This is a genomic window from Streptomyces sp. NBC_00466 (genome assembly GCF_041433995.1).
In the GTDB taxonomy this organism is placed as follows: Bacteria; Actinomycetota; Actinomycetes; order Streptomycetales; family Streptomycetaceae; genus Streptomyces.
On the sequence record NZ_CP107896.1, the window covers coordinates 3,794,385 to 3,812,418 of the forward strand.

Consider the following 18,034-nt stretch of genomic DNA (forward strand, 5'->3'; position numbering starts at 1 on the left):
GTCAGGTGCACACCTAGGAGCTCGCCCGGGCGAGGGTGTCGGCCACCGTGGTGCAGGTGAGGGCAACTACAGAGCGCAGTTGCGACTCCGAAGCGCCGGTACGGCTCAGTACGGCCAGCGACTGGTTCACGGCGACAACGAACTCGGCCAGTTCATCGATCGCTTGGGCCCCGGCCGAGGAGCCCGCCAGGGCCCCGCGCACCCGCCGGCGCTGGGTGTCGAGCATGTCACGCACCCGGGTGCTGTTCTCCTCGTTCAGGGTCAGCGACTGCGCGGCGGACTGGGCGACGAGGCAGCCTGTGGGAACCGATGGGTCGGCGATGCGCGCCAGGACGACGTCGAAGAATGCCTTCACCGCGCGCACCGGATCGCCGGGGGCTGCCGCGAGCGCTTGCTCGTACTGCGCGCCATAGATCGATGCATAGCGGTCGAGGCACTGGCGGAACAGGGCGTCCTTGTTGCCGAAGGTGCCGTAGAGGGAGCCGCGGCCGAGGCCGGTGGCGGTACCGAGCGCATCGAGCGAGGTGTCCGCATACCCGCGTTGCCAGAACACTCGCATCGCCTGGTCCAGGGCCGCACTGACGTCGAACTGCTTCCGACCCGACATGCCGTGCACCTCCCGTTCTCATGCCCTCTGCTGCGATCCTACCCGCATCTTGGAACGATCGGTCATGTTATCTTTTACCGATCGATCCAAGATGGTTGCGTGGCGCCGCGCGGTTCTCGCACCGGAAAGTCCCGCAGGCCATCGGCCGGGATGTCGCGCCCCCTCAAGCCCGTCTCAAGCCCGTGAAAAGGGGCGCTCGTCATCCGCACCGCGCTCGTCCTGCCCCCACTCGGGCGGAGCGCCGAACCAGCACACCTGACACCGATGGAGGAACCCCGTGAGTGACTTTGCGACCAGCGTCGGCGATGTCTCCGAAAGCAACCCCGTCCCCGGCCTGCCCCTGCACGATCTGGCCGGATTCACTCACCGCTGGGTCGACGCGGACGGTGTCCGGCTTCATGCCGTTGAAGGCGGCCGGCCGAGCGGCCCGACTGTTGTCCTGCTCGCGGGATTCCCACAGACCTGGTGGGCTTGGCGAAAGGTGATGCCCAGCCTCACCGCCCGGTTCCACGTCATCGCGATCGACCTGCCGGGTCAGGGCCACTCCGAGCGTCCGGAGCGCGGCTACGACACACACACGGTCGCCGCGCACGTCCACGCCGCCGTGAAGGCTCTCGGAGTGTCGACTTACTGGCTGGTCGCCCACGACATCGGCGCCTGGGTCGCTTTCTCCCTGGCCCTCAACTTCGAGAGCCGGCTGCGCGGGGTCGCTCTGCTCGACGCCGGAATCCCCGGCATCACTCTCCCGGAAGCGATTCCCACCGATCCGGACCGGGCGTGGAAGACCTGGCATTTCGCGTTCCACACGGTGCCCGACCTGCCCGAGATGCTGCTGGCCGGCCGCGAACGGGAGTACGTCGGCTGGTTCCTGAAGGTGAAGGCGTCCTCTCCCGACACGTTCGACAACGCCGAGCTGGACCACTATGCAGCGGCTGTCGCCGCCGACGGTGGCCTGCGCGCCTCGCTCGCCTACTACCGAGCCGCCACCGAGTCGGCGCGCAAGAACCAAGAAGCGGCCAACCGGCAGCACCTGACCGTGCCCGTCCTCGGAATCTCCAGCAGCCACGGCTCCATTCCGGACATGGCGGCCTCCATCAGCCCATGGGCCGACAACGTCACCGGAGTCGTCGTGCCCGACGCCGGGCACTTCATCCCGGACGAGCAGCCCGAAGCCGTCGCTGCCGCTATAGCCGACTTCATCGTCGACGGCGACTGAGGCCGGCCCCGCTCACGCACAGTGGCCGAAAGGTCACCCGCGGATATTATTGATCTGCGCGGGGCTGCGCGGGGCCGAGGCCCCTATCCGTCACTGAGGAGCCGCTATGCACGCCAGTAAGGGTGACCGACTTGTCGTCCACGGCCGGGTCGTGGGCCAGGAAGACCACGTCGTGGAGATTGTGGAGGTGCTCGGCCCGGACGGGACACCGCCCTACCGGGTGCGCGCCGAGAACGGCCACGAGACGGTTATGTCGCCCGGACCTGATTCGGTCGTCACGCACCACAAGGCTTCCGGCCGCTGAACTCGGGCGGGGCCGGCGCAGGGCCGCGTGTGCTCGCGCCCTGACGCGTGAGCGGGAAGTATGCCTCTCCGGCTCACGCGTCAGTCCGGTTCGGGGACGGTCAGACGGTGCCGAACTCTCCGGCTTTGACACCCGCCACGAAGGCGGCGAAGGAGCTGGTGCGGAAGTCCAGGACCGGGCCGCTCGGGTTCTTGGAGTCACGGACGGGGACGACGCCGCGCGGGGCGATGAGATTGGCCGCGACCTCGATGCACTGGCCGCCGTTGTTGCTGTACGAGGACTTGAACCAACGGGGGGATTCGGTCGTGGTCGTCACGGGGTGCCCTTTCGTACCTGTTCGATCATGGCCACGGATGCCGCCTGGGAAGGCGATTCGGCCTGTAGCTGATGGTAGGCCGTCAACATGGGAAGTACCGCAGTGCTTTCTCGTTCAAGATGACCCCGCTGGGAAGATTCGGCGTAGGACATCAGCGAGCGGTCCGGCATCGTCAGCACTGTTACCGGCAGGTCGAACGGTCGGTGCGCCCCCAAGCCGAACGGGGCGACCTGAAGCATGGTGTTCGGCTGCCCGGCGAACTCGATCAACCGCGTCAACTGCGCTTCCATGGCGGCAGCATCACCGATGGACCTGCGGATACAGCTCTCGTCCAACACCACCATGAGCAGCGGCAGGGTCGGCCGGACGAGCGCAGCTTGCCGATCCGCCACGAGCGTGATCCGTTCGTCAGCCTGCTCGGGCGTGATAGCTCCACGTCGCACGGCGTTCGCGGCGAGTGCCGATGCGTACTCGGGTGTCTGGAGCAGGCCGGGGACGATGCCAACTTCGTACAACCGGACTTCCACGGCCCGACCTTCGTGCCCGATGTACTCCGGGAACCCTTCCAACAGCGAGCCATGCCGGATGTCGCGCCACTCGCGCTCGAACGAGTCGGCGGACCCGGTGAGGCCGAGGGCAAGGTCGATCTTGCGCGAGAAGGGAAGGGTTGGCGGTTTCCGACAAGTTTCAACAGCCGAAACATGCTGGCTTGAACACCCGAGGTTCTGCGCCAGATCTTCCTGGCTCCAGCCACGTTTCTCCCGCAACCTGCGGATACGGGCCCCGTAGGCCGCTCTGGGGCCGCTCTCGGGGTTTAACTCTTTGCGATTGACCATGCGGTCACCTCAACTCATCCTTCGTTTCTGATTACTTGAAGGTCTCCTGACTCTAGGTCACGCTGAGCCCGCTTGGTAGTGGAATGACTACGGAGAGGAGCGATGGTGGCTGCACAGAACAGCCCGAACGGGCAGGAACCCTCGTACGTCCCGGATCTCGGCACGCTCATGGTCGATACGGGGCACGGCAATCGGACCGGGGAGTTTCGCGGGCTGGCCGGCCCGTACTGGTCACTGCGACCAGTCAGCGGCGGCGCTGAATGGGAAGCCGTCCCCGAGCAGGTGCGGACCCCGACTCGCATAGAGCTTCTGGCCGCTGAGATCGCGCGGATCAACGCCCGGAGCCTGAGCCGCAGGAGGCTGGGATCGTGACACCCACGACCGATGACGAACCATGCAGGCGGTGCGAGGAGTTCGACCTCGCCGAAGCAGTCGCCAAGGCCGAGGGTGACGCGAGCAGGGAAACCGACTGCCGGGTTCTGCGCAGGCGGCACCGGCAGGCCGAGCACGGAGGGCAGCAGCCGTGACGCTCCCACTGATCCGGCTGGTCTTCGCCGCAGGATCCGTACAGGCCCGCCTACGCCGGTACCTTCCTCGCATCATGCGCGTACTCGCCCCACAACGCCCCGGCCTGCCCGCCCTGTTCGCCGAACTGCAACGCATCGAGTCCGACCTCGCCTACCGCACCCGGTTCTTCGCCGGACTCAACGCCGCAGTCGCCGAGCGGAACGCGGAACGCATCGCTGAACTGGAAGCACTCCGAACTGCCGTCGACCAACTTCGGAACTTGGTCCATCCGGGCAACGGGGAGCGGACCGCGTGACTGACGCGGTCTGACGTGCCGCGACGCACCCTGAACGCGCGGGCTCACACCACGCAGAACTCGTTGCCCTCCAGGTCGGCCAGTACGCGCGGCCACTCCCCTTCCCAGGGGGTTTTACGGCCGCCGCCCGCCTGCACGCTCAGGTAATGGGATCGCCCTGTCGGTATCGCCCCATGTCACTTGGTGGCGCGCCCCCTCTCCCCTTCGATAGCGTCAAGTTCACTGTTGAGGACCGATATGGCGATACACGCCCTCGATGGGCGCCGTCGAGGCACCGGCACCCGGCTTTCTGCCGGTCCGACGCACCCCACCAGGCAAAGGAACGTTCAGATGCATAGCCGTGATCTCCGGAATGTCTCGCTCGCGCTCCTCGTGGTGATCACAGCCGCGGGGTGTTCCAGCAGGCCGGATTCAGTTCGTAAGCCCGAGCCGAAAGTGTCGGGCCCGAGCTATCACCAGGCCATGGACCTGATGTATCCCGATGCTCTCAAGGCCGTGAAGTCCTCCCTGCCGAAGGAAGAAGTCCAGGAAGTTCCGGGCGGGACCACCGAGTGCGGCGGATCCGATGTCGTCGACGGCAAGGACGCCAGCAAGCTCATCGCCACCAGTACGGTGCGTGTCGGCGCACGGCCGACGGAACAGCGGAAGCCGGCCGCGCTGGTGGGCCAGGTGGCCGCGCGGTTGCAGTCCACGGGATGGAAGCCCGAGAGCGGGAGGCCCACCACACCACCGGGCGAACCGGGCGGTGTGGAGCGGCAGATGAAGAAACCGGACGTGGACGGCACCGCGATCGTCTCGGCCGCGCCTATCCGGCTCACTTCCGGAAAGATCTCCCAGACCGTTGCCGTGCAGGTGGTGACGGGATGCCTGCGCAACCCGGCATGGCACAAGAGCTGATCCGTCGCCGTACGGGACGGATGACGGGACGTACGGGTCGGCTTGAGGGCTCTCTCATGGGACGGCTCCCGCGACGGGTACGGAACAGGTCCCGACCACCCCGGCGTCCTGGCTACTGCCCCTTCCCTGGGCCGTCCCCGCTCCGCTTTTCCTTCTCGGCCTTCTTGTCGATCTCCGCCGCGAAGGTGCCCAGCCTTCTTGAGCGCATGGCCAGCCCACCACGTACGTCGTGCGCGTTCGGTCCCGTCCACCGTTCGTCAGGTTTGGCATTTTTGTCGGAGGCGATGTCGACGGGCTGGTCGAGGAGCGACCTGGCATCCTCCGCAAGTTTGCGCAACTGACCGGCTTCAGTCGTTCCCATGCCAAGTCCCCCAGTCCACTGGTCCGTTTGTCGAATCGATCACCATGAAGGAGCGCGGGGTACTACGGTAATCGCACATGGGGATGGTTTTCGCGGATCCGGACATGCTTGACCGACTGGCCAAGTCGCTCGACAGCAAGGCCGGTGCAATCCCTCAACTCATGAGCAGGGCGACGGCACTCGGGGTGTCCGGCGAGGTGTCCGGTCTGACGGCGATCGGCAGCTGGCTGCGTGACACCGCACGCGATCTGCGCCGGCGCGCGACCATTCTCAGAACCCCGTCCGAATCCCCCTTCGATTCTCTCTCGGCCTTCGGACTGCCCACTGCTCTGGCCAAGTCACCCGGTGCGGGGAAGAATCTCGACGCCGCTCTGCAGAAGATTCTGGATGAGCATGCGCGTGATGCGCCGACGCAGCGCGCGCAAGCGATCAAGGACTACTTCGTGACATTGTCCCCGGAGCAGCAGGCGGCACTCGCTGCAGCCGACCCCAAAGCAGTTGGGAACCTCGACGGCGTTCCGGTCGATGTGCGGTTCGCGGCCAACCGGTTATCCATCCAGAAGGAATTCAACGAGGAGTCCAAGTTCCTGAAGGGACTCGCGCCGAACGACGCTGCGTACAAACGGACCAAAGACCGTGTGGACGCACTGAGGACCTTCCTCGATCCGCGTATCAAGTCCTTCGTCGACCCGAAGACCAACAAGGTGACACAGGTCGAGGTTCCACGACAGTTCCTCGTCTTCGACGCCCACTTCGGATCCACGGCCGACCCCAAGTCGTCACCTTTTCCCGACGGCCGGGTGGCAGAGGTGGTGGGCGATCTCGAACACTCCAAGAATGTCGCATTCCGTGTCCCCGGGATCACCAACCGCCTGGACAACTTCAACGGCTTCAGCAATGGCGGGTATGAACTCGCCCAGAACAGCCAGGGAATCGAGCAACCAGACACCGCAGTGGTGAGCTGGCTCGGCTACGACACTCCGGAAATCGGCGACTCCGTGGACCCTGCAAAGGCAGTCGTCGGAGGAAACGCGCTCAGTGCATTCGATCAGGGCATCTCGGTCAATCTGGAACCCGGCGCGACGAAGAACATTTTTGCTCACAGTTACGGCACCCTGGTGACGAGCAAGGCGCTCCAGAACGGACTGACCGACGCGGCCAATGTGACCTTCATGGGGAGTCCGGGGCTGGGACCCAACATCCATTCGGTGGCGGACTTCCATCTGCCGGACACCAAGTTCTACGCCATGCGCGCACCGAAAGACCCCGTTTCGTACACCCAGGGACTCGGGGACGATCCGGCCGATTTCAAGGACATAACCCGGTTGGGCACCACCGGATCCACCGGGCACTCCCAGTACTACAACCGGGGCACCGCCTCCCTGTCCAACATGCAGAGCCTTCTGTTCGGGGACACGAAACAGCTGACCTTCACCCACACCACGCTCGACGAGGAGATGACGGGTGCGGCGGAGATCCGGGAGCTGGTCGCGTTCTTGCATGAGCGGGTGCCCGCTGATGTGGTCAGCAGGATGGGCGGCGATCTCGACCCGATCGTTCAGAACTACCTCAACGGCAGATGCGGCCTCACCGACATCATCAGGCCCTTGAACAGCGTGCTCAACAAGCACAACATGCTGGACAAGGTGAAGCCGGAGGCTCTCGTCGGGGAGATCAAGAATCTGGCCGGTGACCTGGCATATAAGCAAGCCTTCAAGGAGGCCAAGGCGCATGGCGCTCCTGATGCCGTCGCTGAAGCCGCGGGCGTCACCGCGAAACTGGCCTCGAAACCGTTGCTCGACCTCACAACCTTCCCTGTACTCAAAGTACTGGAGTTCGACCGTCTCCAGAACAACGCACGGCAGTTGTTCGGAAATCTCGCGACGGGAGGAAAGGAGATGTTCCGGTCCGGTTCCGAAATGGCCACCGGGCTCAAGAAGGACGGTGGCAGGATTCTCGGAGACGGTCTGGATATCGGCGGCGATCTCCTGCACGGCGGCGGGAACGCCTTTTCCGAGCTCGGTGACACCCTTGTCCACCCGTCCCACACTTTGGGCAACGTGACCGACACCATCAAGTCGCTGGACGATTCCCGAGTCGGCACGGTCGAGAAGGGGGAGAGTATCCTTGGCTCGCTCAATAATGCGAAGAGCACCGTGCTGGACAAGGGTGGCGACGTGATCAGCAGTGGCCTGGACACTGGGAAGAAGACCCTCAGTAAGGGGAAGGGCGTCCTGGACTCGGCCGCCAACTTCGTTTTCTGAGTACAGATCTGTCCGAGTGTGTATTCCTCTGAATACATGTGTGAGGAGTCGGAGTGATGCGTGACCGGGGCGGCGACCAGCTCGCCGACGCAGTCGGGTCTGTGCTGGCCACCGTGCTGGCCGACCCGACGACGATGGGCCTCCCCTCCGTCGTGTCGACGGAGGCCGTGGCAGTGACCGCGTTCGACGCGGCCGACACCAGGACCGTGCGGGAGCTCACCGATGCGCTTGTCGAGCAATTGAAGAGCGCCGGTTGGACTGTCGACGATCGACGGCGGAACGACGCGGAACCGTCGCTCTATGCAGCGAAGCCCGATGTGGGCGGCGGCGCCTTCGGCGTCCAGGCCACCGCGATCTCGTTCAACGGCCTGGTGGACCGCAGATGACGGCCCGGACGCCGCATCACGGAGAAGACGGGCGAAGGATCTGTGCATGACTGTTGAGGAAGCCCGCCGTACGGTGTCGTCCGAACTGCGCGCCGCCATCAGGGCCGCTACCCCCAGGGCGGTCCATCCCGCCGACGACTTCGAGTCCTCTTCTGTGCGGATTGCGGGGTGGGACCCCGAAGAGCCGCAGTCCAACGACGCGTTGCTCCACCGAAGCACGGTATATCTGGCCGAGCACGGCTGGCAGATCCTCCCTGAGACCACCGACAGCGAGGACCGCTCCGCGTCCGTCTCCAGGGCCGGGCTGGTGGAGGGCCGCCTCTACGCGTCCAACCGGGGGCTGACGTTCACCGGCACCTTGACAGAGGAAGCCGGGCGCTAGAAGTCGGCCCGTCGCCGGGTGAAGTCGGTCCGGGCCGGCGCACGGGTCTGTTGGACGGCACTGAGGCGGACGGCCGCTGCGTTCGTGAACGCGCGGGCTCACACCACGCAGAACTCGTTGCCCTCCGGGTCGGCCATCACCAGATGGTCCGGTCTGCCCTGGAGGGTCTCCTCGCTCAGCACCGTCGCCCCGGCGGCGGTCAGCCGCTCGGCGGCGGCCAGTACGCGCGGCCACCGCACCTCCCAGGGAGTGTCACGGCCGCCACCGGCCTGTACGTCCAGGTGCAGCCGGTTCTTCACCACCTTGCCCTCCGGCACCTTCAGGAAGGACAGGCTTGGGGCGGTGCCGTCCGGGTGGGAGAGGTAGGCGCCGTCGTTCCACTCGTCCTCCGGGACGCCGTGGTCCAGGAGCCACTCCGGCCAGTTCGCGAACCCCTCGGGCGCGGGCCGCTCGACGTAGCCCAGCGCTTCCGCCCAGAACCGCGCCAGCGCCGCCGGGTCCGCGCAGTCGACGGTCAGACTCCACCGGGTCGTCATGTCTGTTCGTCTCGCTCTCGTCGCGTCCGGAACGCGGTCCGGTTCCGTCGCCGACCCCTGAATTCCTGATCTCCGTCCCGTAGGGGATCTCATGGTTCTTGAGTCGTACGCGCCCACGCCGCGCGTTCCGACCACAGCCTGACGCCTCAGGAGTGCCGGAAAACCATCATGGATACATGACCACAGCAAGCGCCACCGCGCCCCGTACCTCCGCGTCCCGTGCCCCCGCGGCCCACCCCGTCCGCAGCGCGGTCCGCGCGGTCGGGGCCTTCGCGTCCGCCGCCTTCAGCGTGATGATCCTCGGCGAACACGGCCGCCGCTGAGGGGGTCCCTCTCGTACTCGTGGCGGGGCCCCTCTCACAGCGGGCCTTTCTCCCGGCGCAGCCCGCTCAGGAAGCGTCCTGAGCCGTCCCGTCGTCGGTGTCCGAGTCCTTCTCCGCCAGCAGTTCGTCCGCGTCCACGATCCGGTACGCGTACCCCTGCTCGGCCAGGAACCGCTGCCGGTGCGCGGCGAAGTCCTGGTCGATCGTGTCCCGCGCCACCACCGAGTAGAACCGCGCCTCGTGCCCGTCCGCCTTCGGGCGCAGTACCCGGCCCAGCCGCTGCGCCTCCTCCTGACGTGAGCCGAAGGTCCCCGAGACCTGGATCGCGACCGTCGCCTCCGGAAGGTCGATCGAGAAGTTCGCGACCTTCGAGACGACCAGCACGCTGATCTCGCCCTCACGGAACGCCCCGAAGAGCTTCTCGCGCTGCGCATTCGTCGTCTCGCCCTTGATGACCGGCGCGTCCAGATGCTCGCCCAGCTCGTCGAGCTGGTCGATGTACTGGCCGATGACCAGCGTCTGCTCGCCCCGGTGCTTGCGGACCAGGGCCTCCGTGACCTTCCGCTTGGTGGCCGTCGTGGCGCAGTAGCGGTACTTCTCCTCCGCCTCCGCCGTGGCGTACGCGAGCCGTTCGGTCTCCGTCAGATTGACCCGGACCTCCACGCAGTCGGCGGGCGCGATGTAGCCCTGCGCCTCGATCTCCTTCCACGGTGCGTCGAACCGCTTGGGACCGATCAGCGAGAAGACGTCCGACTCGCGGCCGTCCTCCCGTACGAGCGTCGCGGTGAGCCCGAGCCGCCGCCGCGCCTGCAGGTCGGCGGTGAACTTGAAGACCGGCGCGGGCAGCAGATGCACCTCGTCGTAGATGACCAGGCCCCAGTCGCGCGAGTCGAAGAGCTCCAGGTGCGGGTAGATGCCCTTCCTGCGGGTCGTCAGCACCTGGTACGTGGCGATGGTGACCGGGCGGATCTCCTTCCGCGTACCGCTGTACTCGCCGATCTCCTCCTCCGTGAGGGAGGTACGTTTCATCAGCTCGTGCTTCCACTGCCGGGCCGAGACGGTATTGGTGACCAGGATCAGCGTCGTCGCCTTGGCCTCGGCCATCGCACCGGCCCCGACCAGCGTCTTTCCCGCGCCGCAGGGCAGCACGACCACACCGGAGCCGCCGTGCCAGAAGTTCTCCACGGCCTGCTGCTGGTACGGGCGGAGCGCCCAGCCGTCCTGGTCCAGATCGATCTGGTGCGCCTCGCCGTCGACGTACCCGGCGAGGTCCTCGGCGGGCCAGCCCAGCTTCAGCAGCGTCTGCTTGATCTGCCCCCGCTCGGAGGGGTGCACGGCCACCGTGTCGGGGTCGAGACGGGCGCCGACCAGCGGGGCGACCTTCTTCGACCGGAGGATCTCCTCCAGCACGGGCCGGTCGGTCGAGGTGAGCACCAGGCCGTGCACGGGGTGCTTGGAGAGCGTCAGCCGGCCGTACCTGGCCATGGTCTCGGCGACATCCACAAGGAGCGCGTGCGGCACGGGGTACCGGGAGAACTCGACCAGCGCGTCGACGACCTGCTCGGCGTCGTGCCCGGCGGCGCGCGCGTTCCACAGGCCGAGCGGGGTCAGCCGGTAGGTGTGGATGTGCTCGGGCGCGCGCTCCAGCTCCGCGAACGGTGCGATGGCGCGACGGCAGGCGTCCGCCTGCTCGTGGTCCACCTCCAGGAGCAGTGTCTTATCGCTCTGGACGATGAGAGGTCCATTCACGCCATGAGTCCCTTCGCGCCGTGAGGCCTTTCGGTACGGCCAAACCACCAGTGTCGCGCATTCCGGCCGGGGTACACGCTGCGTCATGGACTCCGAACCCCGGCTACAGCGTCGTACGTGGGCCTCGGCCGTTGCCCGCGCCCTTGTGTTACTGATCGGTTTCGTCTGCATGGTGGGCTTCGCCGTCGCCTTGGCCAAGGTGACGCTTGTGCCCTCCGCGGCCTCGGTGGACCTCACGCACACCAACCTCACACCCGGTCAGTCGATCCGGACGTACGCGGACCAGCCGGCCTTCCGGGACACGGTCAAGCAGCTCGGCGGCAATGTGCTGCTCGGGATGCCGTTCGGGGTGCTGCTGCCCGTGCTCATCCCCAAGGCGCGCGGGTTGCTGCGGGTCGTGCTGGTGACCGCTGTGGTGATGCTCCTCGTCGAGACCGCGCAGGGGCTGCTGATCACCGGGCGGGCGTTCGACATCGATGACGTGATCCTCAACACGACGGGCGCGCTGATCGGGTATCTGCTGATCGGGCGGCGGCTGGGGCGGGCGCTGCATCCGCGGCGCAGGCACTGGTGGCAGCGGGCGGACCGGGCACCGCGCCCGGACTCCGGGCGGTCGACGGACGGGAACTCCGGGCGGTCGACGGGCCCCTCGCGCAGGCCCGCGCTGCCGGGCGCACTGCTGCCGGGCGCACTGCGGACAAGGCCGGCGGAGAAGGAACCGCCGGGGAAGGCACCGCCGGGGAAGGCACCGGCCAAGAAGTCCTCCGCGAAGAAGGCCCTCGCGCAGAAGTCCTCGGCCAAGAAGGCCCCCGCCAAGAAGGCCCCCGCGAAGAAGACCTCCGCCAAGCAGACCTCCGCCAAGCAGACCTCCGCGAAGAAGGCCCCCGCCAAGCAGACCTCCGCCAAAAAGACGCCCGCCAAGCAGCCTCCCGCCAAGAAGTCGGCGTCGGGCGACCAGGGGGCCCGCTGGTGGTCTGCCGTCAGGCTGGGTCGTCGGTCAGTTCCGCGACGCCCGTGATGCGGTGCAGCGGATACGTGCGGACGTCGTCCGCCGTGTGGTCGTACGCCGTGACGAAGCCGCCCTCGACCCGTACCGGCGCGATCACGCGCCTGCTGGCCGCGCCGTCCGCGTTGACGTAGCCGATCCAGAGTGCCGCGCCCGTCATCGCCGCCGCCTGCACCGTGGCCAGCGTCTCGGCGGACGGGGTGCGCGGCAGGTCGCCGTGTTCCGGTACCGGCGCGTGGACCACCGTGGCCGCCGTGTCGCCCGCTCTGATCGCCCGCAGCGCCGCGCCCAGCAGGACGTCGTCGGGGACCGGCGGGCCCTCCGGGACCGGGGCGGGCGCGGTGCGCGGCGGGGTGCGGTAGGCGTGGGCGCGGGTGATCAGGACATCGCCGTCGGCGGACTCGGCGGCCGGGGCGAAGCCCATCGAGCGCAGCCCTTCGAGCAGCCCGGCCGGGTCGGCCATGGAGGCCAGCACCGTGGGCGCGAGGCGGCGCAGCCGCAGTGACTGGGAACGGGTGTCGGCCAGGATCTCGCTGAGGACCGCGTCGTCGTCGCAGCGTACGTACGAGGAGGCCGCGCCGACCCGGAGGTGGCCGTGCTTCCGTGCGACGTCGTCGATCAGATACGTGAGCGGTTGCGGCACCGGCGTACGGCTGTGGGCCGCGAGGAAGGCGTGCAGGTCGCCCGCGGTCTGTCCGGCGTCGAGCGCCCGGCGCACCGAGCCCGCCGTGAAGCGGTAGACGGTGGCGCCGCCCTTGGACTCGACGTCGGCTGCGACCCCGAGCAGCTCGGCGAGCGGGCGCTCCAGCGGGCCGGGGGCGACGGCCGTGAGGTCGGCCTGGAGCAGGACGTGGTCGAGCGGCTCCGGGATCAGCGGGGTGATCGCGTCGGCGGCGCGGGCGCGGGCGGCGGCCAGTTCGGCGGGGGACGGCGCCGGGCGCGGGCCGGTGCCCGGGGTGGTGCCCGGCGTGGTGTCTCCGAGCGGGCCGGTGCCCGGCGTGGTGTCGCCGATGAGCGCCCTGCCGTGCGTCGAGAGGGCGCCGCGGCCGGTGATGCCGAGGAGTTCGGTCTCGCTCAGCGTCCACTGGGCGATGCGCGACCGCAGATCGCCGACCGCGCTCGCGCCGTGGGTGTGGCGGGCCGTCGGGATGTCCGCCGTCGTGGCCGGACCCGAACTGCGGCCGGACGCGGTGCCGCGCACCGGGCGTTCCCAGCGCAGCCGGGTCAGCAGCGAATCCGGGTCGGGCGCCGTGCCTTCCGGCAGGGTCGCCATCAGGGCAAGGACCCTGCGGCGCACCTCGGGGGCGGCGGCGCGGTCCAGTTCCGGGCCCAGGGTGGACAGGGCGCGGCCCTTGGGGTCGAGGCCGCCGATGAGTCCCGGGGTACGGGTGGCGGTGAGCCAGGCCGTGACGAGGGCGGCCCAGCGGTTCTGGGCGGGCGATTCGAGCCAGGCGTCGTACGCGGGGGTGGCGGCGAACCGTTCGTCGGCCTCGCCGTCGGCCGCCAGCAGCCCTGCCGCGTAGGCGAGTTCGACCCAGAAGGAGGCCAGCTGTTCGCTCATGTCCAGTGCGGTGGCGGTCCGCTTGAGGTCGCGGACGCTGAGGCCGCCGGAGCGCAGCACGGCCGGGCCGCCCTCGTCCCAGTCCTTGAGCAGATCCTCGATGGTGGAGAGCGCGGTGAACGCCTGGCCGGCCGCCGCCGCGTCCACAGCCTGTGGACTGTATTCGCGGGCGGGCACCACGGCGGGCGGCCGCGGTTCCGCGCTCTGGTGCGCGCGCCCGGCGCGCAGATGCAGCGCGGCCTCCCGGGGGAGTACCACCGTGCGCGCGCTGGCGGGGAGCAGCAGCCCGTGGTCGCGTAGCCACTGCACGGGCCGGGTCGGTGCGGCGGCCACTTCGCCGTACGGCGGGCCCCAGACGAGCCTGCTCAGCACGTTCAGCGACTCGGTCGGCGCCTCGTCGAGCAGCGCAGACATCCGGGTCCGGTCGGTGAACAGCGAGGTCAGCGCGGCGACCGCGGAGACCGAGTCATGCGTACCGGCGAGGCCGACCGCGGCGACGATCTCCTGGACGCGGCCCGGGGACATCCCGACCGTCGCCTCCGCCACGGTCGGCCCGAGGCCGGTCGGCGAGGGGTGCGTGGGGGAGGGGGCGAGGAGTTCGCGGGCGGTGCGGACGAGGCGGAGCCGGTCGTCCGTGCCCCAGAGCAGCGCCTGTTCGCGGAGCCGCTCGACGGCGCCGGGCAGCGCGTCCGCGACCTCCGGATCGCACTCGTCACCGGCCATGAGGGCGAGGAGCGTCTCGTACGGCGCGGGGTCGGGCGCGACCGCGAGCGCCTCCGCGGTCTGGAGCGTGAACCGGTCGAGGTGTTCCAGCGCCCGGACGACCGAGGCGCGGGTGCCCGCCCGGGTCGCGAGCTGGCTGAGATCGCTGGGCACCGGCGTCAGCAGATCGGGCCGCGCCCGCAGCAGCCCGGTCAGAGATGCGTCGTCGCGGGTGCGCAGGGCCTCTGCGAGGGTGCGCGGTGGCGTGCTGCGTGTTCGTTCCGGCACGTGCGCCTCCCATAGAGCGGACGGGTCCCCATCCGGCCCACGTTACTGAGATTTGCGGGCAGATGGCGCACCGCCCCACGTTGGACCCGGTGACTTCGCTCCCGTACCGGCAGGCGGGGCAGGGGAAGGAGCGGTGGAAGGGGCGTGGGGAACGCCCTGGCGAGCGGCTGCGGAAGGGCCCGGGACAGGGGGCGTGCGGGGGCCGGGGAAGGGCTGCGGAGAGGGCCTGGCGAAGGGCCCGGGAAGGGCCCGGGAAGGGCCCGGGCAGGGTCCGGGAGGGGGGCGCGGGGAAAGGCTGGGGAAAAGGCCGGTGAAGGGGGCCCGGGGGTGCGGACGGTGCGCGGTGGGGGCGCTACGGTCGGTGCAGAGCGGCGTGAAGGGGTGCGAGTCCGTGGGGATCGAGAGCGATCAGCTCGTCTACGACTATCTGAGCCGGGTCGGTGACCTGGCCCAGCGGCAACTGACCTCGGCCGACCGGATGCGTCTGGTCTCCTCGCTGCGCGGCGAGATCGACCGGCAGCGCGCCGGGGCCGACGCGGGCGGCGAGGCCGCCGTGCGCCGCATCCTCGGCCGGCTCGGCACGCCGGCCGAGCAGGTGGCGGCGGCGACGGGCGGCGGACCACCGCCGGGCGCGGCGGAACCTGACCCCGACCCCGTACGGGACCGGGCGCGCCGGATGCCCCGTCCGCGGCGGAACGAGCCGGCGGGTACGGAGAAGGACGGCAGCGGTGGTTCCGGGCCCGGGCGTACCGGGCTGGGCAAGGTGGGACTGGACAAGGTGGGGCTCGGCAAGGCCGGGCCCGGCAGCGGCAGATGGGGGCTCGGCAGGGGCGAGAAGCCCGCGCCGCCGCCCCCGCGTTCGACGGCCGCCTCGCCGCCGCACCTCGCGGGCGAGGACGAACTGGGCCCGTCCGGCGCCGAACCCGACTGGTGGCGCATCGAGTCGGGGCCCTTCGGGGCCGGTGAAGGGGTGCCCGGCTTCACCGGCGGGGTGGAGATCCCCGAGATACTCAAACCGCCGCCCGGCGCGGAGTCCGGTGACGACGAGGACGGTCCGGACGCTGCCGGCGAAGCCGAAGAGGACGGAGCCGACGGTGAGTTCGTGGAGGCGCAGCCGCGCCGCGGGCGGTCGCTGCTCGGCCGCAGGCCGGGCGGCGGGGGCGGCGGCGGGGTGCGGGCCGTGGCCGGGGGCTTCTCCAGCCCGTTCCTGCTGCTCGCGGCGGCGCTGCTGGTCGTCGGCGCGGTCCTCGGTTCGCTGATCCCGCTCGGTGCCGGCTGGCTCCTCGCGTACGTCTCGCGCAGGCTCAGCCGCGCCGAGGCGAAGTGGGCGGTGCTCGGCCTGCCGGGACTGGCCCTGACAGGTGGGATCGTCTGGCTGTGGGGGCGCTCCAGCGGGCGCTGGGGCACGCCGATCCCGGCACACGGGATGGGCGACGCGATCTCCGGGGCGTGGCCGGTCGTCCTGCGGGTGGCGGCCGGTGCCTCGGCGCTGTACCTGGTGTGGCGGGCGCGGCGGCTGCCGTAACACCCCCGGTCGGGCCCCTCTTGGGCGGGCCCCGGTCGGGCCCCTCTGGGCGGGCCGATGTGGTGATGCCTCGCGCGTGGGCCGCCGCCGTGACGCCTCGCGGGTGGGCCCGGCGGCAGGCCCGGATTCGCTGCCCCGCCGCGTCCGCTGTGTCCCCGTTTAGGTCTGTAGCAGGCGTGTTGCTTTCCCGTGACGATCTTGGGTCGGTGCAGCGGGCAAGCTGTTCGCAGACAGGGGTTCGGCCGACTGACCGGCCGGACCGGGAGCTGAGAGAAGGAGAGCTGGCCATGGGTATGACTCGCAAGTTCGTCGTGACGGTCGCCGCCACTGCCCTGGCAGGAGCCGCCGGGGTGGGAGTCGCGCAGGCAGCCACCACGTCGCACGCGTCTGCCGCGACCGGTGTCAAGGTCTCTTCCTGCCGGCCCGCGAACCACACCGCGAAGATCACTCCGGACTCCTCCAGCGCCGGGCACCGCCACTACCGGGTCACGCTGACCGCCGCACCCGGCACGGAGTCCTGCAAGCTGGCCGGATCGCCCACCGGGGTGCGGTTCTACAACCACGGTTCCCTGGACGGCGTGACCGCGAAGGCGTACGGCAAGCAGAGCACTGCCGTGACTCTCAGCCCCGGCCACCCGGTCCACTTCGACATCCAGGTTCCCAGCAGCACCAAGGGCGCGTCGGCCAACGAGGTCTCGTTCACGCTCAGGACCCCCGGTGGCGGCACGATCCCCGGTGAGTCCTCCGCGAACGGTTCGCTCTCGGTCGACGCCGGCACCCAGATCGGTGCCATGCAGGCCGGAGCCTGAGGTACCCGCGTAACCCCTGTGCCGCCGTCCCCCCGAGGGGACGGCGGCACAGGGGTTACGCGGGGCGGCCCCGGCAAGGACTACCGCTTGGTGAGGTCCGTCTGCAGCTGGTCGAGGATCTTGTCGGCGGCCGTGTAGCCGATGCCCTGGATCCACAACTGGTCGTCGACGCCGAACGACTTGCCGTTCTTCACCGCCCTCAGGTTCTTCCACAGGCCGCTGCTGGTGGTCTGCGTCTCCTTGGCCTTCGCCGGGTCGCCGTACGTGGAGTGGAAGAGCACGTCCGCGTCGGCGAGGTCGATCCGCTCGGGGCTCACGTCGTACGAGAAGCCGTCCTTGGCCTTGTCGGCGATGGGCGGGCGGCCGACGCCGAGGTCCGCGAGGATCGTGCCGATGTAGTTCTTCCTGCCGTAGATCCGGATGTCGGCGCCCTCCACGAACCGCACCATGCCGACCTTCGTGGCGGCCGCCTTCGTGGGTCCGCCGAGCGCGGCCACGACCCGCCGGATGTGCGCGTCGTACGCGGTGACGGTCCTCGCCGCCTCGGCCTGCGTGCCGAGGGCGTCGGCGTGTACCTGGAAGTTCGCCTTCCACGGGTAGCCGGTGTTCTCCGTCATGACGGTGGGTGCGATGGCGCTGAGCTGGCTGTACTTGTCGCCGTGCCGGATCTTGCTGGTGAGGATCAGATCGGGCTTGAGCGCGGCGATGGCCTCCATGTTCGGCTGGAGCATCGCGCCGACGTCCTTTATCCCGGCGACCTTGTTCCTGGGCAGGTAGTCGAGGAACCCGGACTTCACATCGGCGTGCGTGGAGCCGACCGGTTTCACGCCGAGTGTGATGGCGGAGTCCAGTTCGGCGGTGTCCAGGACGACGACCCGCCGGGGATGGTCGGGGACCTTCACATCACCCATGGCGGTCTTCATGGTGTGGGTGGCGGCCGCCCCCGCGGACGGTTTGCCGCTGGTGTCGTCGGAGCCGCACGCGGTGAGAGCCAGCGCGCCGGTGAGCGCGAGAACGCCCGTGACCGCACGGTGGAGGTGGAGGTGGAGGTGGCGGCGGTGGTGTCGGTGGCCGTGGGGTGAGCGCTTCATGAGTCCCTTTCGACGGCGTTCCGTTCGGACGGCGTGCCAGCAGCGTCCCAGG

The 18,034-nt window shown here is 69.3% G+C and carries 21 protein-coding genes; 13 read left to right on the forward strand and 8 right to left on the reverse strand.

Going from position 1 to position 18,034, the window contains the following annotated elements; genetic code table 11:
* Nucleotides 1-13: 13 nt before the first annotated feature.
* The gene (locus OG210_RS16965; protein ID WP_371537420.1) at nucleotides 14-607 is read right to left on the reverse strand and encodes a TetR/AcrR family transcriptional regulator; all 594 of its coding nucleotides are present in this window, start codon (nucleotides 605-607) and stop codon (nucleotides 14-16) included.
* 277 nt (nucleotides 608-884) lie between these two features.
* On the opposite strand from OG210_RS16965, the gene OG210_RS16970 reads away from it, so the two are divergent.
* Nucleotides 885-1,823 (forward strand): alpha/beta hydrolase, encoded by a 939-nt coding sequence (locus OG210_RS16970; protein WP_328328126.1) that lies wholly within the window; start codon nucleotides 885-887, stop codon nucleotides 1,821-1,823.
* 106 nt (nucleotides 1,824-1,929) lie between these two features.
* Nucleotides 1,930-2,127, forward strand: coding sequence for a DUF1918 domain-containing protein (locus OG210_RS16975; protein WP_328328124.1), 198 nt, complete (start codon nucleotides 1,930-1,932; stop codon nucleotides 2,125-2,127).
* A gap of 100 nt (nucleotides 2,128-2,227) precedes the next feature.
* Here OG210_RS16975 and OG210_RS16980 read toward each other — a convergent pair whose 3' ends face one another.
* Both OG210_RS16980 and OG210_RS16985 read right to left on the reverse strand, forming a co-directional pair.
* Nucleotides 2,228-2,443 carry a DUF397 domain-containing protein gene (locus OG210_RS16980; protein ID WP_328328122.1) on the reverse strand — a complete coding sequence of 72 codons (216 nt, stop codon included), beginning with the start codon at nucleotides 2,441-2,443 and terminating at the stop codon, nucleotides 2,228-2,230.
* Nucleotides 2,440-3,279, reverse strand: a complete 840-nt coding sequence (locus OG210_RS16985; RefSeq protein WP_328328120.1) for a helix-turn-helix transcriptional regulator — start codon at nucleotides 3,277-3,279, stop codon at nucleotides 2,440-2,442. The genes OG210_RS16980 and OG210_RS16985 overlap by 4 nt, the downstream gene beginning before the upstream one ends.
* Before the next feature lie 102 nt (nucleotides 3,280-3,381).
* Here OG210_RS16985 and OG210_RS16990 point away from each other — a divergent pair, with 102 nt between their 5' ends.
* The 4 genes from OG210_RS16990 (at nucleotide 3,382) to OG210_RS17005 (ending at nucleotide 4,999) form a co-directional block, all read left to right on the forward strand.
* Nucleotides 3,382-3,651 carry a hypothetical protein gene (locus OG210_RS16990; protein ID WP_328328118.1) on the forward strand — a complete coding sequence of 90 codons (270 nt, stop codon included), beginning with the start codon at nucleotides 3,382-3,384 and terminating at the stop codon, nucleotides 3,649-3,651.
* Nucleotides 3,648-3,806 (forward strand): hypothetical protein, encoded by a 159-nt coding sequence (locus tag OG210_RS16995; protein ID WP_328328116.1) that lies wholly within the window; start codon nucleotides 3,648-3,650, stop codon nucleotides 3,804-3,806. Before OG210_RS16990 ends, OG210_RS16995 begins: the two co-directional genes overlap by 4 nt.
* Nucleotides 3,803-4,102 (forward strand): hypothetical protein, encoded by a 300-nt coding sequence (locus tag OG210_RS17000; RefSeq protein WP_371537425.1) that lies wholly within the window; start codon nucleotides 3,803-3,805, stop codon nucleotides 4,100-4,102. Before OG210_RS16995 ends, OG210_RS17000 begins: the two co-directional genes overlap by 4 nt.
* Before the next feature lie 237 nt (nucleotides 4,103-4,339).
* Nucleotides 4,340-4,999: a hypothetical protein gene (locus tag OG210_RS17005; RefSeq protein WP_371537428.1), complete on the forward strand. Its 660-nt coding sequence runs from the start codon at nucleotides 4,340-4,342 to the stop codon at nucleotides 4,997-4,999.
* Between the two features lie 112 nt (nucleotides 5,000-5,111).
* On the opposite strand, the gene OG210_RS17010 is transcribed toward OG210_RS17005, so the two are convergent.
* On the reverse strand, nucleotides 5,112-5,360 hold the full coding sequence (locus tag OG210_RS17010) for a hypothetical protein (RefSeq protein ID WP_371537431.1): 249 nt from the start codon (nucleotides 5,358-5,360) through the stop codon (nucleotides 5,112-5,114).
* A gap of 77 nt (nucleotides 5,361-5,437) precedes the next feature.
* Between OG210_RS17010 and OG210_RS17015 the strand changes: the two genes are divergently transcribed.
* Genes OG210_RS17015 through OG210_RS17025 form a run of 3 tightly spaced genes read left to right on the forward strand, consistent with a single transcriptional unit; the run spans nucleotide 5,438 to nucleotide 8,392 of the window.
* The gene (locus OG210_RS17015) at nucleotides 5,438-7,624 is read left to right on the forward strand and encodes an alpha/beta hydrolase (protein WP_371537433.1); all 2,187 of its coding nucleotides are present in this window, start codon (nucleotides 5,438-5,440) and stop codon (nucleotides 7,622-7,624) included.
* A gap of 56 nt (nucleotides 7,625-7,680) precedes the next feature.
* Nucleotides 7,681-8,010 (forward strand): hypothetical protein, encoded by a 330-nt coding sequence (locus OG210_RS17020; RefSeq protein WP_371537436.1) that lies wholly within the window; start codon nucleotides 7,681-7,683, stop codon nucleotides 8,008-8,010.
* Nucleotides 8,011-8,056: 46 nt separating this feature from the next.
* The gene (locus OG210_RS17025) at nucleotides 8,057-8,392 is read left to right on the forward strand and encodes a hypothetical protein (RefSeq protein WP_328328104.1); all 336 of its coding nucleotides are present in this window, start codon (nucleotides 8,057-8,059) and stop codon (nucleotides 8,390-8,392) included.
* A 98-nt stretch (nucleotides 8,393-8,490) separates the two neighbouring features.
* Here the strand turns inward: OG210_RS17025 and OG210_RS17030 are convergent, their stop codons facing one another.
* Nucleotides 8,491-8,928, reverse strand: coding sequence for a VOC family protein (locus tag OG210_RS17030; RefSeq protein WP_328328102.1), 438 nt, complete (start codon nucleotides 8,926-8,928; stop codon nucleotides 8,491-8,493).
* 176 nt (nucleotides 8,929-9,104) lie between these two features.
* Between OG210_RS17030 and OG210_RS17035 the strand changes: the two genes are divergently transcribed.
* On the forward strand, nucleotides 9,105-9,251 hold the full coding sequence (locus tag OG210_RS17035; protein WP_328328100.1) for a hypothetical protein: 147 nt from the start codon (nucleotides 9,105-9,107) through the stop codon (nucleotides 9,249-9,251).
* Between the two features lie 66 nt (nucleotides 9,252-9,317).
* On the opposite strand, the gene OG210_RS17040 is transcribed toward OG210_RS17035, so the two are convergent.
* Nucleotides 9,318-11,000, reverse strand: coding sequence for a DNA repair helicase XPB (locus OG210_RS17040; protein ID WP_328328098.1), 1,683 nt, complete (start codon nucleotides 10,998-11,000; stop codon nucleotides 9,318-9,320).
* Between the two features lie 85 nt (nucleotides 11,001-11,085).
* Between OG210_RS17040 and OG210_RS17045 the strand changes: the two genes are divergently transcribed.
* Nucleotides 11,086-12,018 carry a VanZ family protein gene (locus OG210_RS17045; RefSeq protein WP_371537441.1) on the forward strand — a complete coding sequence of 311 codons (933 nt, stop codon included), beginning with the start codon at nucleotides 11,086-11,088 and terminating at the stop codon, nucleotides 12,016-12,018.
* Here OG210_RS17045 and OG210_RS17050 read toward each other — a convergent pair.
* A complete protein-coding gene (locus tag OG210_RS17050; protein ID WP_371537443.1) occupies nucleotides 11,981-14,557 on the reverse strand; it encodes a helicase-associated domain-containing protein in 2,577 nt (858 codons plus the stop codon). The two genes, OG210_RS17045 and OG210_RS17050, sit on opposite strands and share 38 nt — an antisense overlap.
* Nucleotides 14,558-14,948: 391 nt before the next feature.
* On the opposite strand from OG210_RS17050, the gene OG210_RS17055 reads away from it, so the two are divergent.
* Entirely contained in the window at nucleotides 14,949-16,082 is a 1,134-nt protein-coding gene (locus OG210_RS17055) for a hypothetical protein (RefSeq protein ID WP_328328094.1), read from the forward strand.
* Nucleotides 16,083-16,369: 287 nt separating this feature from the next.
* Nucleotides 16,370-16,891 (forward strand): DUF4232 domain-containing protein, encoded by a 522-nt coding sequence (locus OG210_RS17060; protein WP_328328092.1) that lies wholly within the window; start codon nucleotides 16,370-16,372, stop codon nucleotides 16,889-16,891.
* Between the two features lie 80 nt (nucleotides 16,892-16,971).
* Here OG210_RS17060 and OG210_RS17065 read toward each other — a convergent pair whose 3' ends face one another.
* The gene (locus OG210_RS17065; protein ID WP_371537446.1) at nucleotides 16,972-17,982 is read right to left on the reverse strand and encodes an ABC transporter substrate-binding protein; all 1,011 of its coding nucleotides are present in this window, start codon (nucleotides 17,980-17,982) and stop codon (nucleotides 16,972-16,974) included.
* Between the last annotated feature and the right edge of the window lie 52 nt (nucleotides 17,983-18,034).

Coding starts and splice junctions, on each gene's coding strand:
- OG210_RS17005 (WP_371537428.1), top strand. CDS start 4,340: ATGGCGATACACGCCCTCGATGGGCGCCGTCGAGGCACCGGCACCCGG.
- OG210_RS17065 (WP_371537446.1), bottom strand. CDS start 17,982: ATGAAGCGCTCACCCCACGGCCACCGACACCACCGCCGCCACCTCCAC.
- OG210_RS17025 (WP_328328104.1), top strand. CDS start 8,057: ATGACTGTTGAGGAAGCCCGCCGTACGGTGTCGTCCGAACTGCGCGCC.
- OG210_RS17020 (WP_371537436.1), top strand. CDS start 7,681: ATGCGTGACCGGGGCGGCGACCAGCTCGCCGACGCAGTCGGGTCTGTG.
- OG210_RS17010 (WP_371537431.1), bottom strand. CDS start 5,360: ATGGGAACGACTGAAGCCGGTCAGTTGCGCAAACTTGCGGAGGATGCC.
- OG210_RS17060 (WP_328328092.1), top strand. CDS start 16,370: ATGGGTATGACTCGCAAGTTCGTCGTGACGGTCGCCGCCACTGCCCTG.
- OG210_RS16965 (WP_371537420.1), bottom strand. CDS start 607: ATGTCGGGTCGGAAGCAGTTCGACGTCAGTGCGGCCCTGGACCAGGCG.
- OG210_RS17035 (WP_328328100.1), top strand. CDS start 9,105: ATGACCACAGCAAGCGCCACCGCGCCCCGTACCTCCGCGTCCCGTGCC.
- OG210_RS17045 (WP_371537441.1), top strand. CDS start 11,086: ATGGACTCCGAACCCCGGCTACAGCGTCGTACGTGGGCCTCGGCCGTT.
- OG210_RS17030 (WP_328328102.1), bottom strand. CDS start 8,928: ATGACGACCCGGTGGAGTCTGACCGTCGACTGCGCGGACCCGGCGGCG.
- OG210_RS16985 (WP_328328120.1), bottom strand. CDS start 3,279: ATGGTCAATCGCAAAGAGTTAAACCCCGAGAGCGGCCCCAGAGCGGCC.
- OG210_RS16990 (WP_328328118.1), top strand. CDS start 3,382: ATGGTGGCTGCACAGAACAGCCCGAACGGGCAGGAACCCTCGTACGTC.
- OG210_RS17015 (WP_371537433.1), top strand. CDS start 5,438: ATGGGGATGGTTTTCGCGGATCCGGACATGCTTGACCGACTGGCCAAG.
- OG210_RS16975 (WP_328328124.1), top strand. CDS start 1,930: ATGCACGCCAGTAAGGGTGACCGACTTGTCGTCCACGGCCGGGTCGTG.